This is a genomic window from Salinifilum ghardaiensis (genome assembly GCF_054491345.1).
Genome location: NZ_CM137101.1, coordinates 4578934 through 4599342, shown reverse-complemented (window position 1 = coordinate 4599342; position 20409 = coordinate 4578934). Strand labels below are relative to the sequence as shown.

At 70.2% G+C, this 20409-nt stretch carries 24 protein-coding genes; all 24 read left to right on the top strand.

Going from position 1 to position 20409, the window contains the following annotated elements:
- The first annotated feature begins 320 nt into the window (after nt 1-320).
- Entirely contained in the window at nt 321-5432 is a 5112-nt protein-coding gene (locus ACVGV0_RS20900; RefSeq protein WP_459157390.1) for an ADP-ribosylglycohydrolase family protein, read from the top strand.
- A gap of 681 nt (nt 5433-6113) precedes the next feature.
- Nucleotides 6114-6488 (top strand): 30S ribosomal protein S12, encoded by a 375-nt coding sequence (gene rpsL, locus ACVGV0_RS20895; protein WP_459160084.1) that lies wholly within the window; start codon nt 6114-6116, stop codon nt 6486-6488.
- On the top strand, nt 6488-6958 hold the full coding sequence (gene rpsG, locus ACVGV0_RS20890) for a 30S ribosomal protein S7 (RefSeq protein ID WP_459157389.1): 471 nt from the start codon (nt 6488-6490) through the stop codon (nt 6956-6958). The genes rpsL and rpsG overlap by 1 nt, the downstream gene beginning before the upstream one ends.
- Before the next feature lie 75 nt (nt 6959-7033).
- Nucleotides 7034-9136, top strand: coding sequence for an elongation factor G (fusA, locus tag ACVGV0_RS20885; protein ID WP_459157388.1), 2103 nt, complete (start codon nt 7034-7036; stop codon nt 9134-9136).
- 161 nt (nt 9137-9297) lie between these two features.
- Nucleotides 9298-10491, top strand: a complete 1194-nt coding sequence (gene tuf / locus ACVGV0_RS20880) for an elongation factor Tu (protein ID WP_459157387.1) — start codon at nt 9298-9300, stop codon at nt 10489-10491.
- 649 nt (nt 10492-11140) lie between these two features.
- Complete coding sequence (gene rpsJ, locus ACVGV0_RS20875; protein WP_459157386.1) at nt 11141-11446, top strand: 30S ribosomal protein S10; 306 nt, start codon at nt 11141-11143, stop codon at nt 11444-11446.
- Between the two features lie 38 nt (nt 11447-11484).
- Nucleotides 11485-12135 (top strand): 50S ribosomal protein L3, encoded by a 651-nt coding sequence (gene rplC, locus ACVGV0_RS20870; RefSeq protein ID WP_459157385.1) that lies wholly within the window; start codon nt 11485-11487, stop codon nt 12133-12135.
- Nucleotides 12135-12821, top strand: a complete 687-nt coding sequence (gene rplD / locus ACVGV0_RS20865) for a 50S ribosomal protein L4 (protein WP_459157384.1) — start codon at nt 12135-12137, stop codon at nt 12819-12821. Before rplC ends, rplD begins: the two co-directional genes overlap by 1 nt.
- Nucleotides 12818-13117, top strand: a complete 300-nt coding sequence (rplW, locus tag ACVGV0_RS20860; protein WP_459157383.1) for a 50S ribosomal protein L23 — start codon at nt 12818-12820, stop codon at nt 13115-13117. Before rplD ends, rplW begins: the two co-directional genes overlap by 4 nt.
- Nucleotides 13118-13148: 31 nt before the next feature.
- The gene (rplB, locus tag ACVGV0_RS20855) at nt 13149-13985 is read left to right on the top strand and encodes a 50S ribosomal protein L2 (protein WP_459157382.1); all 837 of its coding nucleotides are present in this window, start codon (nt 13149-13151) and stop codon (nt 13983-13985) included.
- A gap of 18 nt (nt 13986-14003) precedes the next feature.
- Nucleotides 14004-14285: a 30S ribosomal protein S19 gene (rpsS, locus tag ACVGV0_RS20850; RefSeq protein WP_459157381.1), complete on the top strand. Its 282-nt coding sequence runs from the start codon at nt 14004-14006 to the stop codon at nt 14283-14285.
- Between the two features lie 42 nt (nt 14286-14327).
- Nucleotides 14328-14750, top strand: coding sequence for a 50S ribosomal protein L22 (rplV, locus tag ACVGV0_RS20845; RefSeq protein ID WP_459157380.1), 423 nt, complete (start codon nt 14328-14330; stop codon nt 14748-14750).
- Nucleotides 14750-15613, top strand: a complete 864-nt coding sequence (gene rpsC / locus ACVGV0_RS20840) for a 30S ribosomal protein S3 (RefSeq protein WP_459157379.1) — start codon at nt 14750-14752, stop codon at nt 15611-15613. Before rplV ends, rpsC begins: the two co-directional genes overlap by 1 nt.
- A 3-nt stretch (nt 15614-15616) precedes the next feature.
- Complete coding sequence (gene rplP / locus ACVGV0_RS20835; protein ID WP_459157378.1) at nt 15617-16036, top strand: 50S ribosomal protein L16; 420 nt, start codon at nt 15617-15619, stop codon at nt 16034-16036.
- The gene (gene rpmC / locus ACVGV0_RS20830) at nt 16036-16278 is read left to right on the top strand and encodes a 50S ribosomal protein L29 (protein WP_459157377.1); all 243 of its coding nucleotides are present in this window, start codon (nt 16036-16038) and stop codon (nt 16276-16278) included. The genes rplP and rpmC overlap by 1 nt, the downstream gene beginning before the upstream one ends.
- Complete coding sequence (gene rpsQ, locus ACVGV0_RS20825; protein ID WP_459157376.1) at nt 16275-16550, top strand: 30S ribosomal protein S17; 276 nt, start codon at nt 16275-16277, stop codon at nt 16548-16550. The genes rpmC and rpsQ overlap by 4 nt, the downstream gene beginning before the upstream one ends.
- A 164-nt stretch (nt 16551-16714) precedes the next feature.
- Complete coding sequence (rplN, locus tag ACVGV0_RS20820) at nt 16715-17083, top strand: 50S ribosomal protein L14 (RefSeq protein ID WP_459157375.1); 369 nt, start codon at nt 16715-16717, stop codon at nt 17081-17083.
- Nucleotides 17083-17397 (top strand): 50S ribosomal protein L24, encoded by a 315-nt coding sequence (gene rplX / locus ACVGV0_RS20815; protein ID WP_459157374.1) that lies wholly within the window; start codon nt 17083-17085, stop codon nt 17395-17397. Before rplN ends, rplX begins: the two co-directional genes overlap by 1 nt.
- Nucleotides 17398-17399: 2 nt before the next feature.
- Nucleotides 17400-17963: a 50S ribosomal protein L5 gene (gene rplE, locus ACVGV0_RS20810; RefSeq protein WP_459157373.1), complete on the top strand. Its 564-nt coding sequence runs from the start codon at nt 17400-17402 to the stop codon at nt 17961-17963.
- Between the two features lie 4 nt (nt 17964-17967).
- On the top strand, nt 17968-18153 hold the full coding sequence (locus tag ACVGV0_RS20805) for a type Z 30S ribosomal protein S14 (protein ID WP_459157372.1): 186 nt from the start codon (nt 17968-17970) through the stop codon (nt 18151-18153).
- Nucleotides 18154-18405: 252 nt separating this feature from the next.
- Nucleotides 18406-18804 carry a 30S ribosomal protein S8 gene (gene rpsH, locus ACVGV0_RS20800; RefSeq protein WP_459157371.1) on the top strand — a complete coding sequence of 133 codons (399 nt, stop codon included), beginning with the start codon at nt 18406-18408 and terminating at the stop codon, nt 18802-18804.
- Between the two features lie 16 nt (nt 18805-18820).
- Nucleotides 18821-19360: a 50S ribosomal protein L6 gene (rplF, locus tag ACVGV0_RS20795; RefSeq protein ID WP_459157370.1), complete on the top strand. Its 540-nt coding sequence runs from the start codon at nt 18821-18823 to the stop codon at nt 19358-19360.
- A 2-nt stretch (nt 19361-19362) separates the two neighbouring features.
- Nucleotides 19363-19764 (top strand): 50S ribosomal protein L18, encoded by a 402-nt coding sequence (rplR, locus tag ACVGV0_RS20790; RefSeq protein ID WP_459157369.1) that lies wholly within the window; start codon nt 19363-19365, stop codon nt 19762-19764.
- 35 nt (nt 19765-19799) lie between these two features.
- Nucleotides 19800-20408: a 30S ribosomal protein S5 gene (rpsE, locus tag ACVGV0_RS20785; RefSeq protein WP_459157368.1), complete on the top strand. Its 609-nt coding sequence runs from the start codon at nt 19800-19802 to the stop codon at nt 20406-20408.
- The last annotated feature ends 1 nt before the right edge of the window (nt 20409 follow it).

The window sequence follows — 20409 nt, the reverse complement described above, 5'->3', positions numbered from 1 at the left end:
AACTCCCGGGGAAGGGGCGGCCGCAACAGCACACCCCACGATAGAACAGGAGTTCGCCGCGGGGAGGTGGTGCGGCGGGCCCGCGGGTGGGCAGCGCGGTGGTCGCGGGCGGTGGGCAGCGCCGGAGACGGGGTCACCGGCACGCCACTCGTCCGCTCCCGAGCCAGCCCGCGCGGACGCGGCGGCCGCCGCACGGCCCCGGGCGCCCGGCACCCTGGACACGTTCCGGCGAGATCGCATGCGGCACCATTGCAGACAGCCGCGCGCGCCACGTAAACCGCCAGCGAACATCACGGTGACACGGGACGGAGATGCCCACCATGACCACACCCGGCTCGTCTGCCAGCCCGCTGAACTGGGCAGACAGATTCCGCGCCGCGATGCTCGGTGGCGCGGTCGGTGACGCGTTCGGCGCCGCCGTCCGCAATTCGTCCACTGCGGACGTCCAGCGGTGGTACGGCCCGCGCGGGTTGACCGACTACGCGCCCGCCTTCGGGCGCAGGGGCCAGGCCAGCGACCTGACGCAGCTGTCCGCCTTCACATTGGAGGCGGTGCTGCGCACCCGGGCCAACGCCGGTGCCGACGGGCAGGTGCTGTCGTACGTGTTCCGCAACCAGCTGCGCTGGCTGCACACGCAGGGGGTGCCGTGGCCGTTCGCGATGCGCCGCTACCTGCACGAGGAACCGGCGCCGACCGGCTGGCTGCTCGGTCGTCCCGAGCTGTACTCGACGCGCAATCCCGGCGGTCCCGCGCTGGCGGCCCTGGGCGGGATGGCGCAGCAGTCACCTGTGGACGCGCGGGGCGGGGTCCGGCCGGCGAGCGCGGCGGAAGGCCCGGTGGACTGTCTCGTGTGGACGGCGCCGCTGGCGGTGTGCGCCGCGCGCCCGGACACGGCCTTCGAGTTGGCCTCCGCGCTGGCCAACGTGTTCACCAGCGCGAGCAACACGCGGGCGGCCGCGGGCACGCACGGTTGCGTGCTCGCCCGGGTGCTGCGCGGCAGCTCCCTGTGGGAGGCGGTGGCCCAGGCCGACGAGCAGCTCGCCGTCACTTCGGTGGGCGAGGAGACCGGGCGGTTCCCCGCCGCGGTGCGGCAGCTGCTGCACGGCGCCATGTTCGTCTCCCGGCGGGAGCGCCCGGTCGGCCCCGGTGAGCTCGACGTGGAATTCGACCTGGCCAGCGGGTTCGGCGAGCTCGGCGTGGCGTTGACCGCCGTGGGCCGCACCCCCTCGTTCGCGGACGCGGTGCGCGCCGCGGTGAACCACTCCGCCGACAGCGCGGTGGCCGGGTCGCTCGCCGGGCAGCTCGCCGGCGCGCTGTACGGGCCGGGGGCGATCCCCGCAGGCTGGCTGGACGAGCTCGAACTGCGGGAGGTCCTCGAAACGCTGTCCCAGGACGCGGTGGACGCCTTCGGCGTTCCGCGCTGGGCCCGGCGCTACGCCGAGCAGCAGACGCCGGTGCTGGCGCACCAGCCCGGTGGGCCGGAGCGGAGCGAGCGCGCGGACCGGACGATGGTGCTGCCCGCGATTCCCGCCTCCGACGAGGCCGACGAGCCGGGCGCGGCGGAGGGGAGCACGGAGCCGCTGCCGGTGGCCGCGGTGCGCACCTCCGCCGCGGAGACCGGCGTCTCCGGCGGTGCGGGCGCGCTCGGGGGCGGAGCGGTGACGTGGGAGTTCGCGGGCGGCGGCGCCGACACCGGGCCGGACACCGCGTTCGAATCGGGGAGCGCGTTCGGGCCGGACACCGCGTTCAGCGCGCCGCACCGGGGGCGCGGCGGGACCGAGGACCCGCCGACCGCGGTGTTCCCCGCGGCCGAGGCCGCGTCGTTGCCCGCCCGCGATGTCGCGGACACCTCCGCGCGCTCGGAGGAACCCGCTGCTGCGGAACCCGCTGTTGAGGCCCCGGCGCGGGAGACCCCTCCTCGGGAGGAAGGAGCCCAGGGGGGAGCGGGTTCCGCGCTCGGCAGCACCGCGGAGGAGGCCCGCTCGGAACCGGGTGCCGCCCCCGCGGCGGAGCAGCTCGCTCCCGAGGCGGAGACGGGGGCAGATGCGGCCCGCGGGGCGGAGGCGCGCGAGACCCCGAGCGGCGCGCCGGAAGCCGAGGTCTCCCGGAGCGGCGCTGCCGGGCTCGGCCCGGATCCGGAGCCGGCGGACGGTCCGCGGCACGCCGAGGTGCGGGGGTGGAGCTGGCAGGACTGGCGCCACGAGTCGTTCCACGACACCGCCGCGGCGGGTGGACCCCGGGACAGCGCGTTCTCCGCAGCCGAGCACGCGGTGCGCGAGTTCTGGTTGCGCTCCGCGGAGTCCCAGCGGGACACCCCGGTGGAGGAGGGCCCTGTGGAGGGGTCCGTGGAGGCTCCGGCGGGGAACGGTTCCGCCGCGGACACCGGTTCGGCGGTCCATGAGGGGACATCGGCCGGCCCCGCGCAGGAGCCTCTCGAACGCCCCGGGGCGGCGTCCGCTGCGGAGGAGTCGCTCGCCGAGGGGTGGGAGCGCTCCGCGGAGGCCGCACCCCCCGCGGAGGCCGCACCCCCCGCGGCGGAGGGCGCGCGCGGCAGGCACGAGTCCGCCGGGCCCGCACCGGTGCACGCGGTGCCCGAGGGGCAACAGGGCGCGGCGCGCACCGCAGAAGCGGGACGGGCCGAGGCCGGGCGCGGCGGGGAGCACGCCCGCGGCGGTGCTCCCGTGGCGGACGCCCCGTCGCTGGCCGAGCGGGTTCTGGGCGGGTTCCTCGGCAGCGCCCTCGGGGACGCGTGCGGCTACGGGCCCGCCGACGCGCCGGCGGGGTTCGGCGCCGCGGGGGCCGCGAGCGTCACCGAGGTCACGCGGTCGACCCTGTTCACCGCGGAAGGCCTGATCCGCGCCAGCGTCGCCCGGCGCGCGCTCGGCGAGAGCGATCCGCTGCCGGAGCTGCGCCTGGCCCACCAGCGCTGGCTGCACGCGTGCGGGGTGGAGTGGTCCGTGGCGGCCGGCCCGTTCCGCGAAGCGGTCCCGCAGCCCGACGGGTGGTTGGTCGACGTCGCCGGGATGCACGTCGACGGCGGCGCGAGCGGCACCGTGCTGGAAGCGCTCATCGGCTTCGGCGCGGGCGGCACCGGAACGCCGGACAACCGGGCCGACGATGCCGGCGCGGTGCCCAGGGGTGCTCCGATCGCGCTGCTGTCCGCCGACCCGGCCGAGGTCTTCGACCTGGCCGCGCGCACGGCGGCGTTCACCCACGCGCACCCGGACGGCCACCTGCCCGCCGGGGCGTTCGCCGTGGTCGTGCAGCAGGGGCTGCTGGGACGCGAGCTCGACGACGGCGTGTGGCTCGCCCTGCAGGTCCTGGAGACCTGCGAGGACTCCGCGCTGACCAGCGGGCTGCTGAGGAGTGCCGTCGAGCTCGCGCGTGCGGACATCCCCGCCGAGGAGGTCCGCGAGCGCCTCGGCGCGGGCAGCACGGGTGCGGAAGCGCTGGCGATCGCGGTGTACGCCGCGCTCACCGGTGGTGCGGACGTGGCGCACGCCGCGGTGCGGGCCGCGCGGCACTCGGGCGAGCCCTGCGTGGTCGGCGCGCTGTGCGGCTGCGTCCTCGGTGCGCTGCGGGGGGTCGGACGGCTCCCCGTGGACAGCCTGGCCGGGCTGGAGCTGCGCGCGGTGGTTCAGCGCATGGCGCTGGACTGCGTCGCGGAGTTCGCCGATGACGAGGCCGAGGTCGAGGACGGAGCGGTCGAGGGCGAGACGAGCACCACCCGCCCGGACGACGAGGAGTGGTACGAGCGGTACCCGGTGCGCGCGCTCGGCTCCGAGGCCTCGGCCGGCGGTGCTCCGCTCGGTGCGGTCGGCGGGGCTCCGCTCGAGGAGGGGGCCACCGGGTGGCCCGCCGAGTTCGGCGCACCGCTGCCCGCGCCGGCCGAACCGCCGATCCCGGAGTCCGCGAGCGCGCCGGAGGGCGCGGCGCCGGTGAGCGAGCCCGCGCACGTGCGGGCGGCCTGGGAGGGCGGATCCGAGCGCGCCGACTGCGAGGACTCCTCCGAGGAGGGCTGCGCGGAGGTCGCGGCCGAGGACGTCGCGGAGGAGCTCGACCCGGTGGCCGAGACCTCGCCGGAACCGCCCGCGGTGGAGTTCGACGCACCCGATGACGACGTGCCGACCGCTGATTCCGGCAGCGCACGGTTCCGCGAGGAGCCGGGACCGCGTGCGGAGCCGGGGCCGCGCGTCGTGCTGCCGGACGAACCTCCGCTGGGAGCGGACGAGGTGGCCGAGGGCGACTCCGCCGCGGACGAGCAGGCGGAATTGCCGCACCGGGTCGGGCCGGTGGACACCGCGCCCCCCGCGGAGCGGCCCGAACCCCCTGCGGGAGGTCCCGACGGCGCCGCGGCCGAGGCGTCGGACGGCGGCGCGCCGGAACCCGCCGGGGTCGAAGAGGACGCCGGGGAGGTCGCGGGTGTCGAGCTCGCCGACGAGTTCCCCGCGGGTGCCGCGGGGCCTGCGGCGACCTCCCCGAACGGAGCGGAGGTCTTCTCGAGCGGAGCGTCCGATGCCTCGCGCGCACGCGCGGAGGATGCGGAGGATGGTGCCCGGCACGCACGCGCGGAGGTTGCGGAGGCGGGGACTCCGCAAGTGGAGGCGTCGCAGGCGGCGGAGTTCTCGTGGGAAGTCGGGACCTCGGAGGAGGCGGCCGAGGGCCGCAGCACCGCGGCGGTGTGGGTGGAGCCCCGCGCCGCGGAGGAGGCGCCGCAGGCGCGCTCCGGTGCGCACGAGGTTGATCCGGCCCCGGAGGCGGGGTTCCCCGGGACGGGGCCGCAGGCTCCCCGGCTTCCGGACGACGGTGCGCGCGAGGCCGAAGTGGACAGCGGGCCCGACGGGACTGCTGGGGCCGATGGGACTGCTGGGGCCGAGGCGGACGCCGGCGGTGACCGGGCCGACCCCCTTCCGGTGCGATCCTCCGCGATGTCACTCGATCGGGCATTTCCCGGTGCGGACGGGGAGGCCGGGTCGGTCCGCGAGCACGAGCAATTCCGCTCCGCCGGTTCTCCGGCCGAACCCGCCGAGCCGCTGACCGGCACCACCGGGTCGCCGCCCGGCCTCGCCGATCCGGCTGCCGGAGCGGCCGATCCGCTGGCGGGGACCGCAGGGGCGGGTGACGTCTCGGACAGGACCGAGCGGTTGCACGTCGGTGCTGGCCTGCCTGCAGGGGCCGGCCGCTCCGCGGACGGGACCTCCGGTGCCGGGGCGGACGCCGAGGAGCGCGCGACGGGATCGGACGGCGCGCGGGCTCCGGAGGACGCGGCGCGCACCGGGGAGCAGTTCCCCACGCCGAAGCCGGCCCCCCGGCGCATCAACGGAGTGGTGGACACCACGCCCCCGGCTCCCGAGGGATCGCAGGAACCAGAGGGGCCTCCGGAGCCGGAGGCCTCCCCGGCCCCGAGGAGTGACCCGGCCCCCGAGGAGTGACCCGGAGCGACCCCGGCCCGGAACCCCCGGCCCGGAACCCCCGGCCCGGAACCCCCGGCCCGGAACCCGGGGCGCTCTCCGGGCGGACCCGAACGGCGGCCCGGACGCGCGGACGGATTCCCCCGTTTCGCGCATGTCCGGGCTTGTCCGGGCGAGTACGCTGGCGGCACAAGCCAAAGCGCTCACCGGTGCCGCGTTCCGCCACCGGTTCGGCCGGGTCAGCCTGGGGGAGCTCCGCGGGCAGTCGGAGCCGCCGCGACCTCGCCGGGACCGGGAATCGGCGGGAAACAGCACCGCAAGAGCGAGCGGTCAAACCGACCCCCGTTTTGACCCCCTGTGAACGGGGCAGGTATCTTTGATTCCTGGACCCGAGCTCATCGGGTCGGTCCGTGTGCTGTTCGCGCGGTGCGCCTCGGGTGGCCCACGCATGCGTCATACGGACAGTGCGGAACTCCTCCCGCAGGCACTGGGCATCCGCGCTGGGCATCCCAGGGTGGCTGCAGTGTCCACACCGAGGAGTGGGCAACACGCCCGACTTCGGGGGTCGGAGGGTTTCCGGAACCAGGACGGTGCCCGGCCGGCGATCGACGGGTGTTCGACGCCGGGGCACCCCGAGGCTCGAACGAGCGCGGCTTGGTCGAGCACCCGAAGAAGACGCGAACGCTGACAGAAAGCCGGTCCATGCCCACCATCCAGCAGCTGGTCCGAAAGGGCCGCCAGGACAAGCCCGCGAAGCTGACGACTGCCGGGCTCAAGGGGAGCCCGCAGCGGCGCGGTGTGTGCACCCGCGTGTACACCACCACCCCGAAGAAGCCGAACTCGGCACTGCGTAAGGTCGCCCGTGTCAGGCTGACCAGTGGCGTCGAGGTGACGGCGTACATCCCGGGCGAAGGCCACAACCTGCAGGAGCACTCGATCGTGCTCGTTCGCGGTGGTCGTGTGAAGGACCTCCCCGGCGTCCGTTACAAGATCGTCCGCGGTGCCGCTGACACGCAGGGTGTGAAGAACCGCAAGCAGTCTCGCAGCCAGTACGGCGCGAAGAAGGAGAAGAGCTGATGCCCCGTAAGGGTCCGGCCCCGAAGCGGTCGTTGTACGCTGATCCGGTCTATGGTTCCCCGCTGGTCACCCAGCTCGTGAACAAGGTGCTGGTGGACGGGAAGCGGTCCTTGGCCGAGCGGATCGTCTACGGTGCGTTGGAAGGCTGCCGGGAGAAGACCGGCACCGACCCGGTGGTCACGCTCAAGCGCGCGCTGGACAACGTCAAACCCACCCTGGAGGTCCGCAGCCGCCGCGTCGGTGGCGCGACGTACCAGGTCCCGGTGGAGGTGCGCCAGGGTCGCTCCACGACGCTGGCCCTGCGCTGGATCGTCATCTACTCCCGGCAGCGGCGCGAGAAGTCCATGGTCGAACGCCTGACCAACGAGCTGCTGGACGCGAGCAACGGTCTCGGCGCGAGTGTGAAGAAGCGCGAAGACACGCACAAGATGGCGGAGTCCAACAAGGCTTTCGCGCACTACCGCTGGTGACGTCGGGTCGGCCCACTGCCCGCTCGGCGCACCGCTTCGACAGCTTGCACCTGCTGTAGGAACGGGGAAGATCTCGTGGCACGCGACGTGCTTACGGACCTCACCAAGGTCCGCAACATCGGCATCATGGCCCACATCGACGCGGGCAAGACCACTGCGACCGAGCGGATCCTCTTCTACACGGGGATCAACTACAAGCTCGGGGAGACGCACGACGGTGCGTCTACGATGGACTGGATGCAGGAGGAGCAGAAGCGGGGGATCACCATCACCTCGGCTGCTACCACCACCTTCTGGAACAACTACCAGATCAACATCATCGACACCCCCGGGCACGTCGATTTCACCGCCGAGGTGGAGCGCTCGCTGCGCGTGCTGGACGGCGCCGTCGCGGTCTTCGACGGCAAGGAAGGCGTCGAACCGCAGTCCGAGCAGGTCTGGCGCCAGGCGGACAAGTACGACGTCCCGCGCATCTGCTTCATCAACAAGATGGACAAGCTGGGCGCGGACTTCGACTACAGCGTCGGCACCATCCGCGAGCGCCTGAACGCCAAGCCGCTGGTGCTGCAGCTGCCGATCGGGCGGGAGTCCGACTTCGAGGGCATCGTCGACGTGGTCAACATGCAGGCGCTGACCTGGCGCGGTGATGTTGAGAAGGGCGCCAAGTACGCCGTCGAGGACATCCCGGAGGAGCTGCGCGAGAAGGCGGAGCGCGCTCGGGAGGAGCTCGTCGAGTCGGTGGCCGAGAGCTCCGAGGAGCTCATGGAGGCCTACTTCGGCGGCGAGGAGCTCACCGTCGACCAGATCAAGGCCGGCATCCGCAAGCTCACCATCGACCGCGAGGCGTTCCCGGTGCTGTGCGGCTCCGCCTTCAAGAACAAGGGCGTGCAGCCGATGCTGGACGCGGTGGTCGACTTCCTGCCGTCGCCGCTGGACCTGCCGCCGGTGCAGGGCACGCTGACCGACGGGGAGACCGCCGACGAGCGCAAGCCGGACACGAAGGCGCCCTTCTCCGCGCTGGCGTTCAAGGTCGCGGTGCACCCGTTCTACGGCAAGCTCACCTACGTCCGCGTGTACTCCGGGACGATCCAGCAGGGTCAGCAGATCATCAACGCGACCCGCGGGCGCAAGGAGCGCATCGGCAAGCTGTTCCAGATGCACTCCAACAAGGAGAACCCGGTCGATGAGGCGCAGGCCGGGCACATCTACGCCGTGGTCGGCCTCAAGGAGACCGGCACCGGTGACACGCTCTCCGACTCGAACAGCCCGATCGTGCTGGAGTCGATGAGCTTCCCCGCCTCGGTCATCGACGTGGCCATCGAGCCGAAGAGCAAGGCGGACCAGGAGAAGCTGTCCACCGCCATCCAGAAGCTGGCCGAGGAGGACCCCACGTTCCGGGTGCACCGGGACGAGGAGACCGGCCAGACCATCATCGGCGGCATGGGCGAGCTCCACCTGGAGGTCCTCGTCAACCGGATGAAGACGGACTTCAAGGTCGAGGCCAACATCGGCAAGCCGCAGGTCTCCTACCGCGAGACCATCCGCAAGCCGGTGGAGAAGTTCGAGTACACGCACAAGAAGCAGACCGGTGGCTCGGGTCAGTTCGCGCGCGTGATCATCAACCTCGAACCGATCGAGCAGACCAACGACAGCGCGACCTACGAGTTCGAGAACAAGGTCGTCGGCGGGCGGGTTCCGAAGGAGTTCATCCCGTCGGTGGACGAGGGCGCGCAGGACGCCATGCAGTACGGGGTGCTCGCGGGCTACCCGCTGGTCGGCGTGAAGGTGACCTTGGTCGACGGCCAGTACCACGAGGTCGACTCCTCGGAGATGGCCTTCAAGGTCGCGGGTTCCATGGCGATGAAGGAGGCCACCGCCAAGGCCAGCCCCTGCCTGCTGGAACCCATGATGGCGGTCGAGGTGACCACGCCCGAGGAGTACATGGGCGACGTCATCGGCGACCTGAACTCCCGCCGTGGTCAGGTCCAGGCCATGGAGGAGCGCAACGGCACGCGGGTCGTGAAGGGCCTCGCTCCGTTGTCCGAGATGTTCGGGTACGTCGGCGAGCTCCGGTCCAAGACGCAGGGGCGCGCCAACTACACGATGCACTTCGACTCCTATGCCGAGGTTCCCGCGAACGTGGCGAAGGAGATCATCGCGAAGGCGACCGGGGAGTGACTCCCCCGTAGAAACCGGTGCGGCGGAGCACCGGTCCCGCACCCGGCGGTGGTGCCGCCGGGCGGTGGTTCCGGTGGTCCGCCTCCCACCACCCGACAGGACTCCGCCTGGCGCACCAAGGTCGTACGGCGGAAAGGTAACAAGTCCAGGAGGACATTCCAGTGGCGAAGGCGAAGTTCGAGAGGGACAAGCCGCACGTCAACATCGGGACCATCGGTCACGTTGACCACGGCAAGACCACCCTGACGGCAGCCATCACCAAGGTGCTGCACGACAAGCACCCGGAGCTCAACCCCTTCACGCCCTTCGATGACATCGACAAGGCGCCGGAGGAAAAAGAGCGCGGCATCACGATCCAGATCGCGCACGTCGAGTACCAGACCGAGGCGCGCCACTACGCGCACGTTGACGCCCCCGGTCACGCCGACTACGTGAAGAACATGATCACCGGTGCCGCCCAGATGGACGGTGCGATCCTGGTGGTCGCCGCGACCGACGGCCCGATGCCGCAGACCCGCGAGCACGTGCTGCTGGCCCGGCAGGTCGGCGTCCCCTACATCGTGGTGGCGCTGAACAAGGCCGACATGGTCGAGGACGACGAGATCAGCGAGCTCGTCGAGATGGAGGTTCGGGAGCTGCTCTCCGAGCAGGAGTTCCCGGGCGACGACATCCCGGTCGTGAAGGTCTCCGCGCTCAAGGCCCTGGAGGGCGACGAGCAGTGGGGCGACCGGATCATGGACCTGCTCAACGCCTGCGACGAGAAGATCCCGGACCCGGTCCGCGCGACCGACCAGTCCTTCCTGATGCCGGTCGAGGACATCTTCTCGATCACCGGTCGCGGCACCGTGGTCACCGGCCGTGTCGAGCGCGGCATGATCAAGGTGAACGAAGAGGTCGAGATGGTCGGCATCAAGGACAAGCCGATCAAGACCACCGTCACCGGCGTCGAGATGTTCCGCAAGCTGCTCGACCAGGGCGAGGCCGGCGACAACGTCGGTCTGCTGGTCCGCGGTGTGAAGCGCGAGGACGTCGAGCGCGGCATGGTCGTCGTGAAGCCCGGCAGCACCACTCCGCACACCGAGTTCGAGGCGCAGGTGTACGTCCTGTCCAAGGACGAGGGTGGTCGCCACACGCCGTTCTTCAACAACTACCGGCCGCAGTTCTACTTCCGCACCACGGACGTGACCGGTGTCGTGACCTTGCCCGAGGGCACCGAGATGGTCATGCCCGGTGACAACACCGAGATGTCGGTGCAGCTCATCCAGCCCATCGCGATGGAGGAGGGGCTGCGCTTCGCGATCCGCGAGGGCGGCCGCACCGTCGGCGCCGGTCGCGTCACGAAGATCACCAAGTGAGTTGACGGGGGCCTGCCCTTCCGCGCGGAGGGCAGGCCTTCTGCGGTTTGCGGGCGTTCCACGCCAACAAACCACCCCGATGAGCAGCGGCGTACTCCGGTATGTCATGCTGTTCGGGTTGCTCGTGTGGGGCGGTTGCGAGCACCGCACTCCGGTGCTCGCGGTCGCTCCGTTGCGAGGGCCTCGCGGCCCTGTCTCGGGCCGGGCCCACCCACCGGACCTCCTCGGTCCGCGGCGGTGGTGCGGCGATCCGGACCGGACTGGCAAGCAGGTGTACGGGTTTTCCCATCCTCTGCGGCGACGTTCGCGGGGGACCGGTGCGCGGCAGTGGGCCGACACGCCCGACCGCGTGTTCCGGGCACCAACAAGCTGAACAGGGTGAACCGAGGGCTGTGCGATCCGGGATCCGGCTCGCCGGCCGCGTCCTGTGCCGCACCGCGCAGCGGTGGCCCGGTACCGCCCGGGCGGGCACGGACGCGCCGGAGCCGGACGACGGTCGGGCTTCCCGGAGATCGGGGTCTGGCGGGCATCGGGGGCGACACCCGGCCGCCACGGCCAGGTGACCGCGCGGTGGGCGAACCGCCGCGGCCGGCGCACCCGGTCCCACAACGAAACCGCGGCACGAGACCAGAAGGAACGGCAAGCCACTATGGCGGGACAGAAGATCCGCATCCGGCTCAAGGCCTACGACCACGAGGCGATCGACGCGTCCGCGCGCAAGATCGTCGAGACCGTGACGCGCACCGGCGCTCGGGTCGTTGGGCCGGTGCCGCTGCCCACGGAGAAGAACGTCTACTGCGTCATCCGCTCCCCGCACAAGTACAAGGACTCGCGGGAGCACTTCGAGATGCGTACGCACAAGCGAATGATCGACATCCTCGAACCGACGCCGAAGACGGTGGACGCGCTCATGCGCATCGACCTGCCAGCCAGCGTCGACGTGAACATCCAGTAAGGCACGGCGACCAGAGGTAGCTGGAGAGAACGAGACCCATGTCTGAGAAGCAGATCAAGGGGATTCTGGGCACCAAGCTCGGCATGACCCAGGTCTTCGACGAGAACAACCGGGTGGTGCCGGTGACCGTCGTGGAGGCCGGGCCGAACGTGGTCACTCAGATTCGCACCCCTGACAAGGACGGCTACTCGGCCGTGCAGCTGGCGTTCGGCGGGGTGAAGCCGCGCAAGGTGAACAAGCCCCGCGCCGGCCACTTCGCCAAGGCCGGTGTCACCCCGCGCCGGCACCTGATCGAGCTGCGCACGGCCGATGCGGGCGACTACGAAGTCGGCCAGGAGATCACCGCCGAGCTCTTCGACAGCGGCGCGGTCGTCGACGTGGTCGGCACCAGCAAGGGCAAGGGCTTCGCGGGCACCATCAAGCGGCACGGGTTCCACCGGCAGCCGATGAGCCACGGTACGCAGGCCGTGCACCGCAAGCCCGGTTCGATCGGCGGCTGCGCGTACCCCGGCCGCGTGTTCAAGGGCATGAAGATGGCGGGCCGGATGGGCTCGAACCGGGTCACCACGCAGAACCTGAAGGTGCACCAGGTCGAGCAGGACTCCGGTCTGCTGCTGATCAAGGGCGCCATCCCGGGTCCCAAGGGCGGCCTGGTGCTGGTGAAGAGTCCTGCGAAGGGTGGTGCGTGATGGGCGCGACGCTCGACGTCCGTACCCCGGACGGCAAGACCGACGGCACGGTCGAACTGCCCGCCGCGATCTTCGACGTGCAGGCGAGCATTCCGCTGATGCACCAGGTCGTCGTGGCGCAGCTGGCCGCCGGCCGGCAGGGTACTCACGCGACCAAGACTCGCGGCATGCGCGCCGGCGGCGGCAAGAAGCCGTACCGGCAGAAGGGGACCGGCAACGCCCGGCAGGGCTCGACCCGCGCCCCGCAGTTCAAGGGCGGCGGCGTCGTGCACGGCCCGCAGCCGCGCGACTACGACCAGCGCACGCCGAAGAAGATGAAGGCCAAGGCGCTGTTCGGCGCGCTGTCCGACCGGGTGCGCGCCGACCAGCTGCACGTGGTCACGCACGTGGTCGGTCCGGAGAAGCCGTCCACGAAGCAGGGCAAGGCGGCGCTGCGCAACTGGACCGATGCCCGCAAGGTGCTGGTCGTGTTGGACCGCCAGGACGAGGAGAACTCCTGGCTGAGCCTGCGGAACCTGCAGGGCGTGCACCTGCTCGACGCGAGCCAGGTCAACACCTACGACGTGCTGAACAACGACGACGTGGTGTTCACCAAGTCCGCGTTCGAGCGGTTCGTCAGCCGCGCGTCGCAGCAGGGTCGTCCGGCCACGACCGCCGCGTCTTCCACAGAGGAGGCTGAGCAGTGAGTGCCGACCCGCGTGACGTGATCATCAAGCCGGTGATCTCCGAGAAGAGCTACGGCTTGATGGAGGAGAACCAGTACACGTTCTTGGTGGACCCGCGGTCGAACAAGACCGAGATCAAGATCGCCGTCGAGAAGATCTTCGACGTTCGGGTTTCCAAGGTAAACACGATCAACCGCGAGGGGAAGCGCAAGCGCACCCGCACCGGGTGGGGCAAGCGCAAGGACACCAAGCGGGCGATCGTCACGTTGTCCCCGGACAGCAAGCCGATCGAGATCTTCGGCGGTACGGCTAGCTGACCGCGTTGACGAGGACGAGGTTGCATTAGGAATGGGCGTTCGCAAGCACAAGCCGACGACGGCGGGCCGTCGCGGCTCCAGCGTGTCCGACTTCGCCGAGCTCACGCGGTCGAAGCCGGAGAAGTCGTTGGTCCGTCCGCTGAACAAGAAGGCGGGCCGGAACAACAAGGGCAAGATCACCACACGCCACCAGGGCGGCGGGCACAAGCGGATGTACCGCATCATCGACTTCCGCCGTCATGACAAGGACGGTGTGCCGGCCAAGGTCGCGCACATCGAGTACGACCCGAACCGCAGCGCTCGGATCGCCCTGCTCAACTACAAGGACGGCGAGAAGCGCTACATCATCGCGCCGAACGGCGTCCGCCAGGGCGACTGGCTCGAGAACGGGGCCAAGGCCGACATCAAGTCCGGGAACAACCTCCCGCTGCGGAACATCCCGCTGGGCACCGTGATCCACGCGATCGAGCTCGCCCCGGGCGGCGGCGCCAAGATCGCGCGGGCCGCGGGCACCCGGGTGCAGCTGGTGGCCAAGGAGGGCCGCTTCGCGCAGCTGCGGATGCCCTCCGGCGAGATCCGCAACGTGGACGCGCGCTGCCGCGCCACCATCGGCGAGGTCGGCAACTCCGAGCACTCCAACATCAATTGGGGCAAGGCCGGCCGGATGCGCTGGAAGGGTCGTCGACCCACGGTCCGCGGTGTCGTCATGAACCCGATCGACCACCCGCACGGCGGTGGTGAGGGTCGCACCTCGGGTGGTCGCCACCCGGTCAACCCGAACGGCAAGCCGGAAGGCCGCACCCGTCGGAAGAAGCCCAGCGACAAGCTGATCGTCCGGCGTCGTCGGACCGGCAAGAAGAAGCGCTGAGCAGGGAGGTAACAACGCATGCCACGTAGCCTGAAGAAGGGCCCGTTCGTGGACGACCACCTGCTCAAGAAGGTGGACGCGCTGAACGAGTCCGGCAAGAAGACGGTGATCAAGACCTGGTCCCGCCGGTCGACGGTCATCCCGGACATGATCGGTCACACCATCGCGGTGCACGACGGGCGCAAGCACGTCCCGGTGTTCGTGACCGAGGCCATGGTCGGGCACAAGCTCGGCGAGTTCGCTCCGACCCGGACTTTCAAGGGTCACGTCAAAGAAGACCGGAAGTCGCGCCGCCGCTGAGCGGGTCTGTGACACGAACGAGGAACAGCAAGGGGTAGCAGGATGACAGCCCGTACTGAGGACACCGCCGCGGCGAACCCGCGCGCGGTGGCGCGGGCCCGCTACGTCCGCGTGTCGCCGCGCAAGGCGCGCCGCGTGGTCGAGCTCATCAAGGGCCGGAGCGCCAGCGATGCCCAGGTCGTGCTCCAGTTCGCGCCGCAGACCGCCAGCGGTCCGGTGTCGAAGGCGCTCGCCAGCGCGGTCGCCAACGCGGAGAACAACCAGTCCCTCGACCCCGACACCCTGTGGGTGCACCGGGCGTATGTGGATGAGGGCCCGACTCTGAAGCGGTTCCGGCCGCGGGCGCAGGGGCGCGCATTCCGCATCCGCAAGCGCACCTCGCACATCACGATCGAGGTCGAGTCGCGGTCGAAGGCGGCGAAGGCCGGCAAGTCCCGCAAGAGCCAGAAGGGGAGGGCCCGGTAGTGGGTCAGAAGATCAACCCGCACGGCTTCCGACTCGGCATCACCACGGACTTCAAGTCCCGCTGGTACGCCGAAAAGCAGTACTCGGATTACGTGGCGGAGGACGTCAAGATCCGCCGTCAGCTCTCTCGCGGCATGGAGCGCGCCGGGATCTCCAAGGTCGAGATCGAGCGCACCCGCGAGCGGGTCCGGGTGGACATCCACACCGCGCGGCCGGGCATCGTCATCGGCCGCCGGGGTGCGGAAGCGGACCGGATCCGCGGCCAGCTGGAGAAGCTGACCGGCAAGCAGGTTCAACTGAACATCCTCGAGGTGAAGAACCCCGAGGCGGACGCGCAGCTGGTGGCCCAGGGCATCGCCGAGCAGCTGTCCAACCGCGTGTCCTTCCGGCGCGCGATGCGCAAGGCCATCCAGTCGGCCATGCGTTCGCCGCAGGTCAAGGGCATCCGCGTGCAGTGCGCCGGCCGTCTGGGCGGTGCGGAGATGTCCCGCTCGGAGGTCTACCGCGAGGGCCGCGTGCCGCTGCACACGCTGCGCGCCGACATCGACTACGGCTTCTTCGAGGCCCGCACGACCTTCGGCCGCATCGGCGTGAAGGTCTGGGTCTACAAGGGCGAGCTGCTCGGTGGGCTGAAGCAGAAGCAGCAGGAGTCCGAGGTTCGTCCGCCGCGCAGCGGCGAACGCGGTGAGCGCGGCGAGCGCGGCGAGCGCGGCGGCCGTTCGGAGCGCGGTGGCCGTCGGCGCGGCGACCGTTCCAAGGGCTCGGCGCAGAGCCCGCAGCAGGCGCGAACCGCAGGGGATGCGGCCACTGCCAGCGCTCCGGAGGTCGCTGAGCCGAAGGCCGATGAGAAGACGGAGGGCTGACACGTGCTCGTCCCACGCAAGGTGAAGTGGCGGAAGAGCCACGCGCCGAAGCGGAAGGGCTTCGCCAAGGGCGGCACCCGGATCAACTTCGGCGAGTACGGGATTCAGGCGCTGGAGCACGGTTACGTGACCAACCGCCAGATCGAATCCGCCCGTATCGCGATCAACCGGCACGTCAAGCGTGGCGGCAAGGTCTGGATCAACATCTTCCCGGACCGCCCGCTGACGAAGAAGCCGGCGGAGACCCGGATGGGTGCCGGCAAGGGCTCCCCCGAGTACTGGATCGCGAACGTGAAACCGGGCCGGGTCATGTTCGAGTTGACCTTCCCGAACGAGAAGACCGCTCTCGAGGCGCTTCGGCGCGCGGCCCACAAGCTCCCGATGAAGTGCAAGATCGTGTCCCGCGAGGGTGGTGACTTCTGATGGCTGCTGGTGTCACCGCGGCGGAGCTGCGTGAACTGAACGACGAGGAGCTCGTGCAGCGGCTGAGGGAAGCCAAGGAGGAGCTGTTCAACCTCCGCTTCCAGATGGCCACTGGACAGCTGCAGAACAACCGTCGGCTGCGCACGGTCCGCAAGGACATCGCCCGGATCTACACGATCATGCGCGAGCGCGAGCTGGGCTTGGTCGACTCGCCCGAGAGCGCTGAGGAGGGCGCTGCATGAGTGAAACGACGCAGGGCGCAACCCGCAATCAGCGGAAGGTCCGGGAAGGCTACGTCGTCTCGGACAAGATGAACAAGACGGTCGTCGTCACGCTCGAGGACCGCAAGCAGCACGCCCTCTACGGCAAGATCATGCGCATGAACAAGAAGGTCAAGGCGCATGACGAGGAGAACTCCGCGGGCGTGGGTGACCGGGTGCTGCTGATGGAGACCCGGCCGCTGTCGGCGACGAAGCACTGGCGGATCGTCGAGATCGTGGAGAAGGCCAAGTAGTGACAGGCGCCCAAGCATGAGGGGCACGCGGTCGGCCGGCCGCCGGACGGTCACCTGCGGTCGGCCGGAGTGCGTGTTGGCATGACCGCGCGTGTCAGGTCGGAAATTTGGCGCGCCAGAGTGTGCTCGGGCATTCCCCGGGCACTTAGGGTCAGGAGTCGGACGTGATCCAACAGGAATCGCGACTGCGTGTCGCCGACAACACCGGGGCTCGGGAGATCCTCACCATCCGAGTGCTCGGTGGTTCCGGTCGGCGGTACGCGGGAATCGGGGACATCGTGGTCGGCACGGTGAAGGAAGCGATCCCCGCCGCAAACGTGAAACGGGGCGATGTCGTCAAGGCCGTCATCGTCCGGCAGAAGAAGGAGAAGCGTCGTCCGGACGGTTCCTACATCCGGTTCGACGAGAACGCCGCCGTGCTGGTGAAGCCGGGCGGCGAGCCGCGGGGTACCCGCATCTTCGGCCCCGTGGCGCGGGAGCTGCGTGACAAGAAGTTCATGAAGATCATCTCGCTCGCTCCGGAGGTGCTGTGATGAAGATCAAGAAGGGCGACGAGGTCGTCATCATCTCCGGCAAGGACAAGGGCGCCAAGGGCAAGGTCATCCAGGCCTTCCCGCAGGACGAGCGCGTCCTCGTCGAGGGTGTGAACCGGATCAAGAAGCACACCCGGGTCTCCCGGAACGAGCGGGGTGCGGAGTCCGGCGGCATCGTCACGCAGGAGGCGCCGATCCACGCCAGCAACGTGCAGGTGCTGGACTCCGACGGCAAGCCGGCCCGGGTCGGCTACCGGTTCGATGAGAACGGCAAGAAGGTTCGGATCTCGCGTCGCAACGGTAAGGACATCTGATCATGACGACAGCAGAGAAGATCGTCCCGCGGCTGAAAACCCGCTACCGCGATGAGATCCGGCAGGGCCTGACCGAGGAATTCGGCTACGACAACCCGATGAAGGTCCCCGGCCTGGTCAAGGTCGTGGTGAACATGGGCGTCGGGGACGCCGCTCGGGACAGCAAGATCATCGAGGGCGCGGTCCGCGACCTCTCCGCCATCACCGGCCAGAAGCCGGAGGTGCGCCGGGCGCGCAAGTCCGTGGCCCAGTTCAAGCTCCGCGAGGGCATGCCGATCGGTGCGCGCACCACGCTGCGCGGCGACCGGATGTGGGAGTTCCTCGACCGGTTGAACAACATCTCGCTGCCGCGCATCCGCGACTTCCGCGGGTTGTCGCCCAACCAGTTCGACGGGCACGGCAACTACACCTTCGGCGTGAGCGACCAGTCGATGTTCCACGAGATCGACCCGGACGAGATCGACCGTCCGCGGGGCATGGACATCACCGTCGTCACGACGGCCAACACAGATGAGGAAGGTCGGTCGCTGCTGCGGCGGCTGGGCTTCCCGTTCAAGGAGAGCTGAGCCGATGGCGAAGAAGGCGCTGATCGAGAAGGCCAAGCGCAAGCCGAAGTTCGCCGTTCGTGCGTACACCCGTTGTGGCCGGTGTGGACGTTCGCGCGCGGTGTTCCAGAAGTTCGGCCTGTGCCGGATCTGCTTCCGCGAGATGGCGCACGCGGGCGAGCTGCCCGGCGTGAGCAAGTCGTCCTGGTGAGTCCCTCCTGCCGGGGGCCGGTGCAACGCCGGTACCCTCGGCGGGCGTGACCAGCGCGTTCGCTCGCGCTCCGCGTCGCGGGAGTCGTGTCGCACACGGCGTGCCAGAAGGGCCTGCCCTCCGGTAGGCGAACATCCACTGTTTCGTCCAGGCCAGGGTCCAGACCTCAGGGCGCCGGGCCGGCCCGCCGCCGGCCGGCGGCCGCGCGTTGGGGCCCGTCGGAACCAGACGAGAAAGGTTGTACAGGTCACCATGACGATGACCGATCCGATCGCAGACATGCTGACGCGTCTGCGCAATGCCAACTCGGCATTCCACGACGAGGTCGTGATGCCGCACTCGAAGATCAAGGCGAACGTCGCCGACGTTCTGCAGCGGGAGGGCTACCTGGCCGGCTCCCGCGTCGAGGACGGTCCGAAGAGCAAGCAGCTCGTCTGCGAGCTCAAGTTCGGCCCGAACCGCGAGCGGAGCATCGCGGGCCTGCGCCGGGTGTCCAAGCCGGGTCTGCGGGTGTACGCGAAGTCCACGAACCTGCCGAAGGTGCTGGGGGGTCTCGGGATCGCCGTGATCTCTACGTCCCAGGGCCTGATGACCGACCGGCAGGCCATGCGCAAGCGAGTGGGCGGGGAAGTCCTCGCCTACGTCTGGTGAGGGAGGAGGAACGGACATGTCGCGCATCGGAAAGCTGCCGATCACCGTCCCCTCCGGTGTCGAGGTCACCATCGATGGCCAGCAGGTCACGGTCAATGGCCCCAAGGGCACGCTGGAGCAGGTGATCCCCGAGCCGATCAACGTCGAACGCGACGAGGACGGCGCGCTTCTGGTCAACCGCCCGGACGACGAGCGCCGCAGCCGCTCGATGCACGGGCTGGCTCGGACCTTGGTCAACAACATGGTCGTGGGCGTCAGCCAGGGTTTCCAGAAGGACCTGGAGATCCAGGGCGTCGGTTACCGCGTCCAGCAGAAGGGCTCGAACCTCGAGTTCGCGCTCGGCTACAGCCACCCCATCGTGATCGAGCCGCCGCAGGGCATCGAGTTCTCGACTGAGGGCCCGGGCAAGTTGTCCGTCAAGGGCATCGACAAGCAGCTGGTCGGCGAGGTCGCCGCGCGGATCCGCAAGTTGCGTCGCCCGGACCCGTACAAGGGCAAGGGTGTTCGCTACGCGGGCGAGAACATCCGCCGCAAGGTCGGAAAGACGGGTAAGTGACGATGAGCGAGAACACCACGACGAAGCGCAGGCCGGTGGGCAAGAGCATCGCGAAGCAGCGTCAACTTGCCCGTCAGAAGCGGCACGTGCGCATCCGCAAGAAGGTCAGCGGTACCGCCGGGCGGCCGCGGCTGGTCGTGAGCAGGTCCCTGCGGAACATCAACGCCCAGGTGATCGACGACCAGCGGGGGCACACCCTGGCCTCGGCCACCTCGCTGGAGCACGACCTGCGCTCCTTCGAGGGGGACAAGACGGCGATGGCCACCAAGGTCGGCGAGCTCGTCGCGGCTCGGGCGAAGCACGCCGGCGTCGAGCAGGTCGTGTTCGACCGCGGTGGTCACGCCTACCACGGCCGTGTCGCAGCGTTGGCCGACGCCGCGCGAGACGGTGGTCTGGAGTTCTGACAAGTGCGTAAGACAGAGAACGGAAGGGACGCCTGATGCCTGGACGCACTCGGCGTGAGGGCGGGGAGTCCGGCGGCAAGGACCGTCGGGACCGCCGCGACGGTGGCCGTGGCGGGGCGGCCCAAGAGAAGACCCCGCAGTTCGAGCGTGTCGTGACCATCAACCGCGTCGCGAAGGTCGTCAGCGGCGGCCGGCGGTTCGCGTTCACGGCGCTGGTCGTGGTCGGCGACGGCGACGGCATGGTCGGTGTCGGTCACGGCAAGGCCAAGGAGGTCCCCTCGGCGATCGCCAAGGGCGTCGAGGAGGCGAAGAAGAACTTCTTCCGCGTCCCGCGCCTGGAGGGCACGATCACGCACCCGGTCCAGGGCGAGGACGCGGCCGGCAAGGTCCTGCTCCGCCCGGCCAGCCCCGGTACCGGTGTCATCGCCGGCGGGCCGGTCCGCGCGGTGCTGGAGTGCGCGGGCGTGCACGACGTGCTGAGCAAGTCGCTGGGCAGCGGTAACCCGATCAACATCGTCAAGGCGACGGTGCACGCGCTCAAGCATCTGCAGCGTCCGGAGGCGGTGGCGGCGCGGCGCGGTCTGCCGCTCGAGGACGTCGCCCCGGCATCCATGCTGCGTGCGCGTGCCGGTCAGGGAGCGTGAT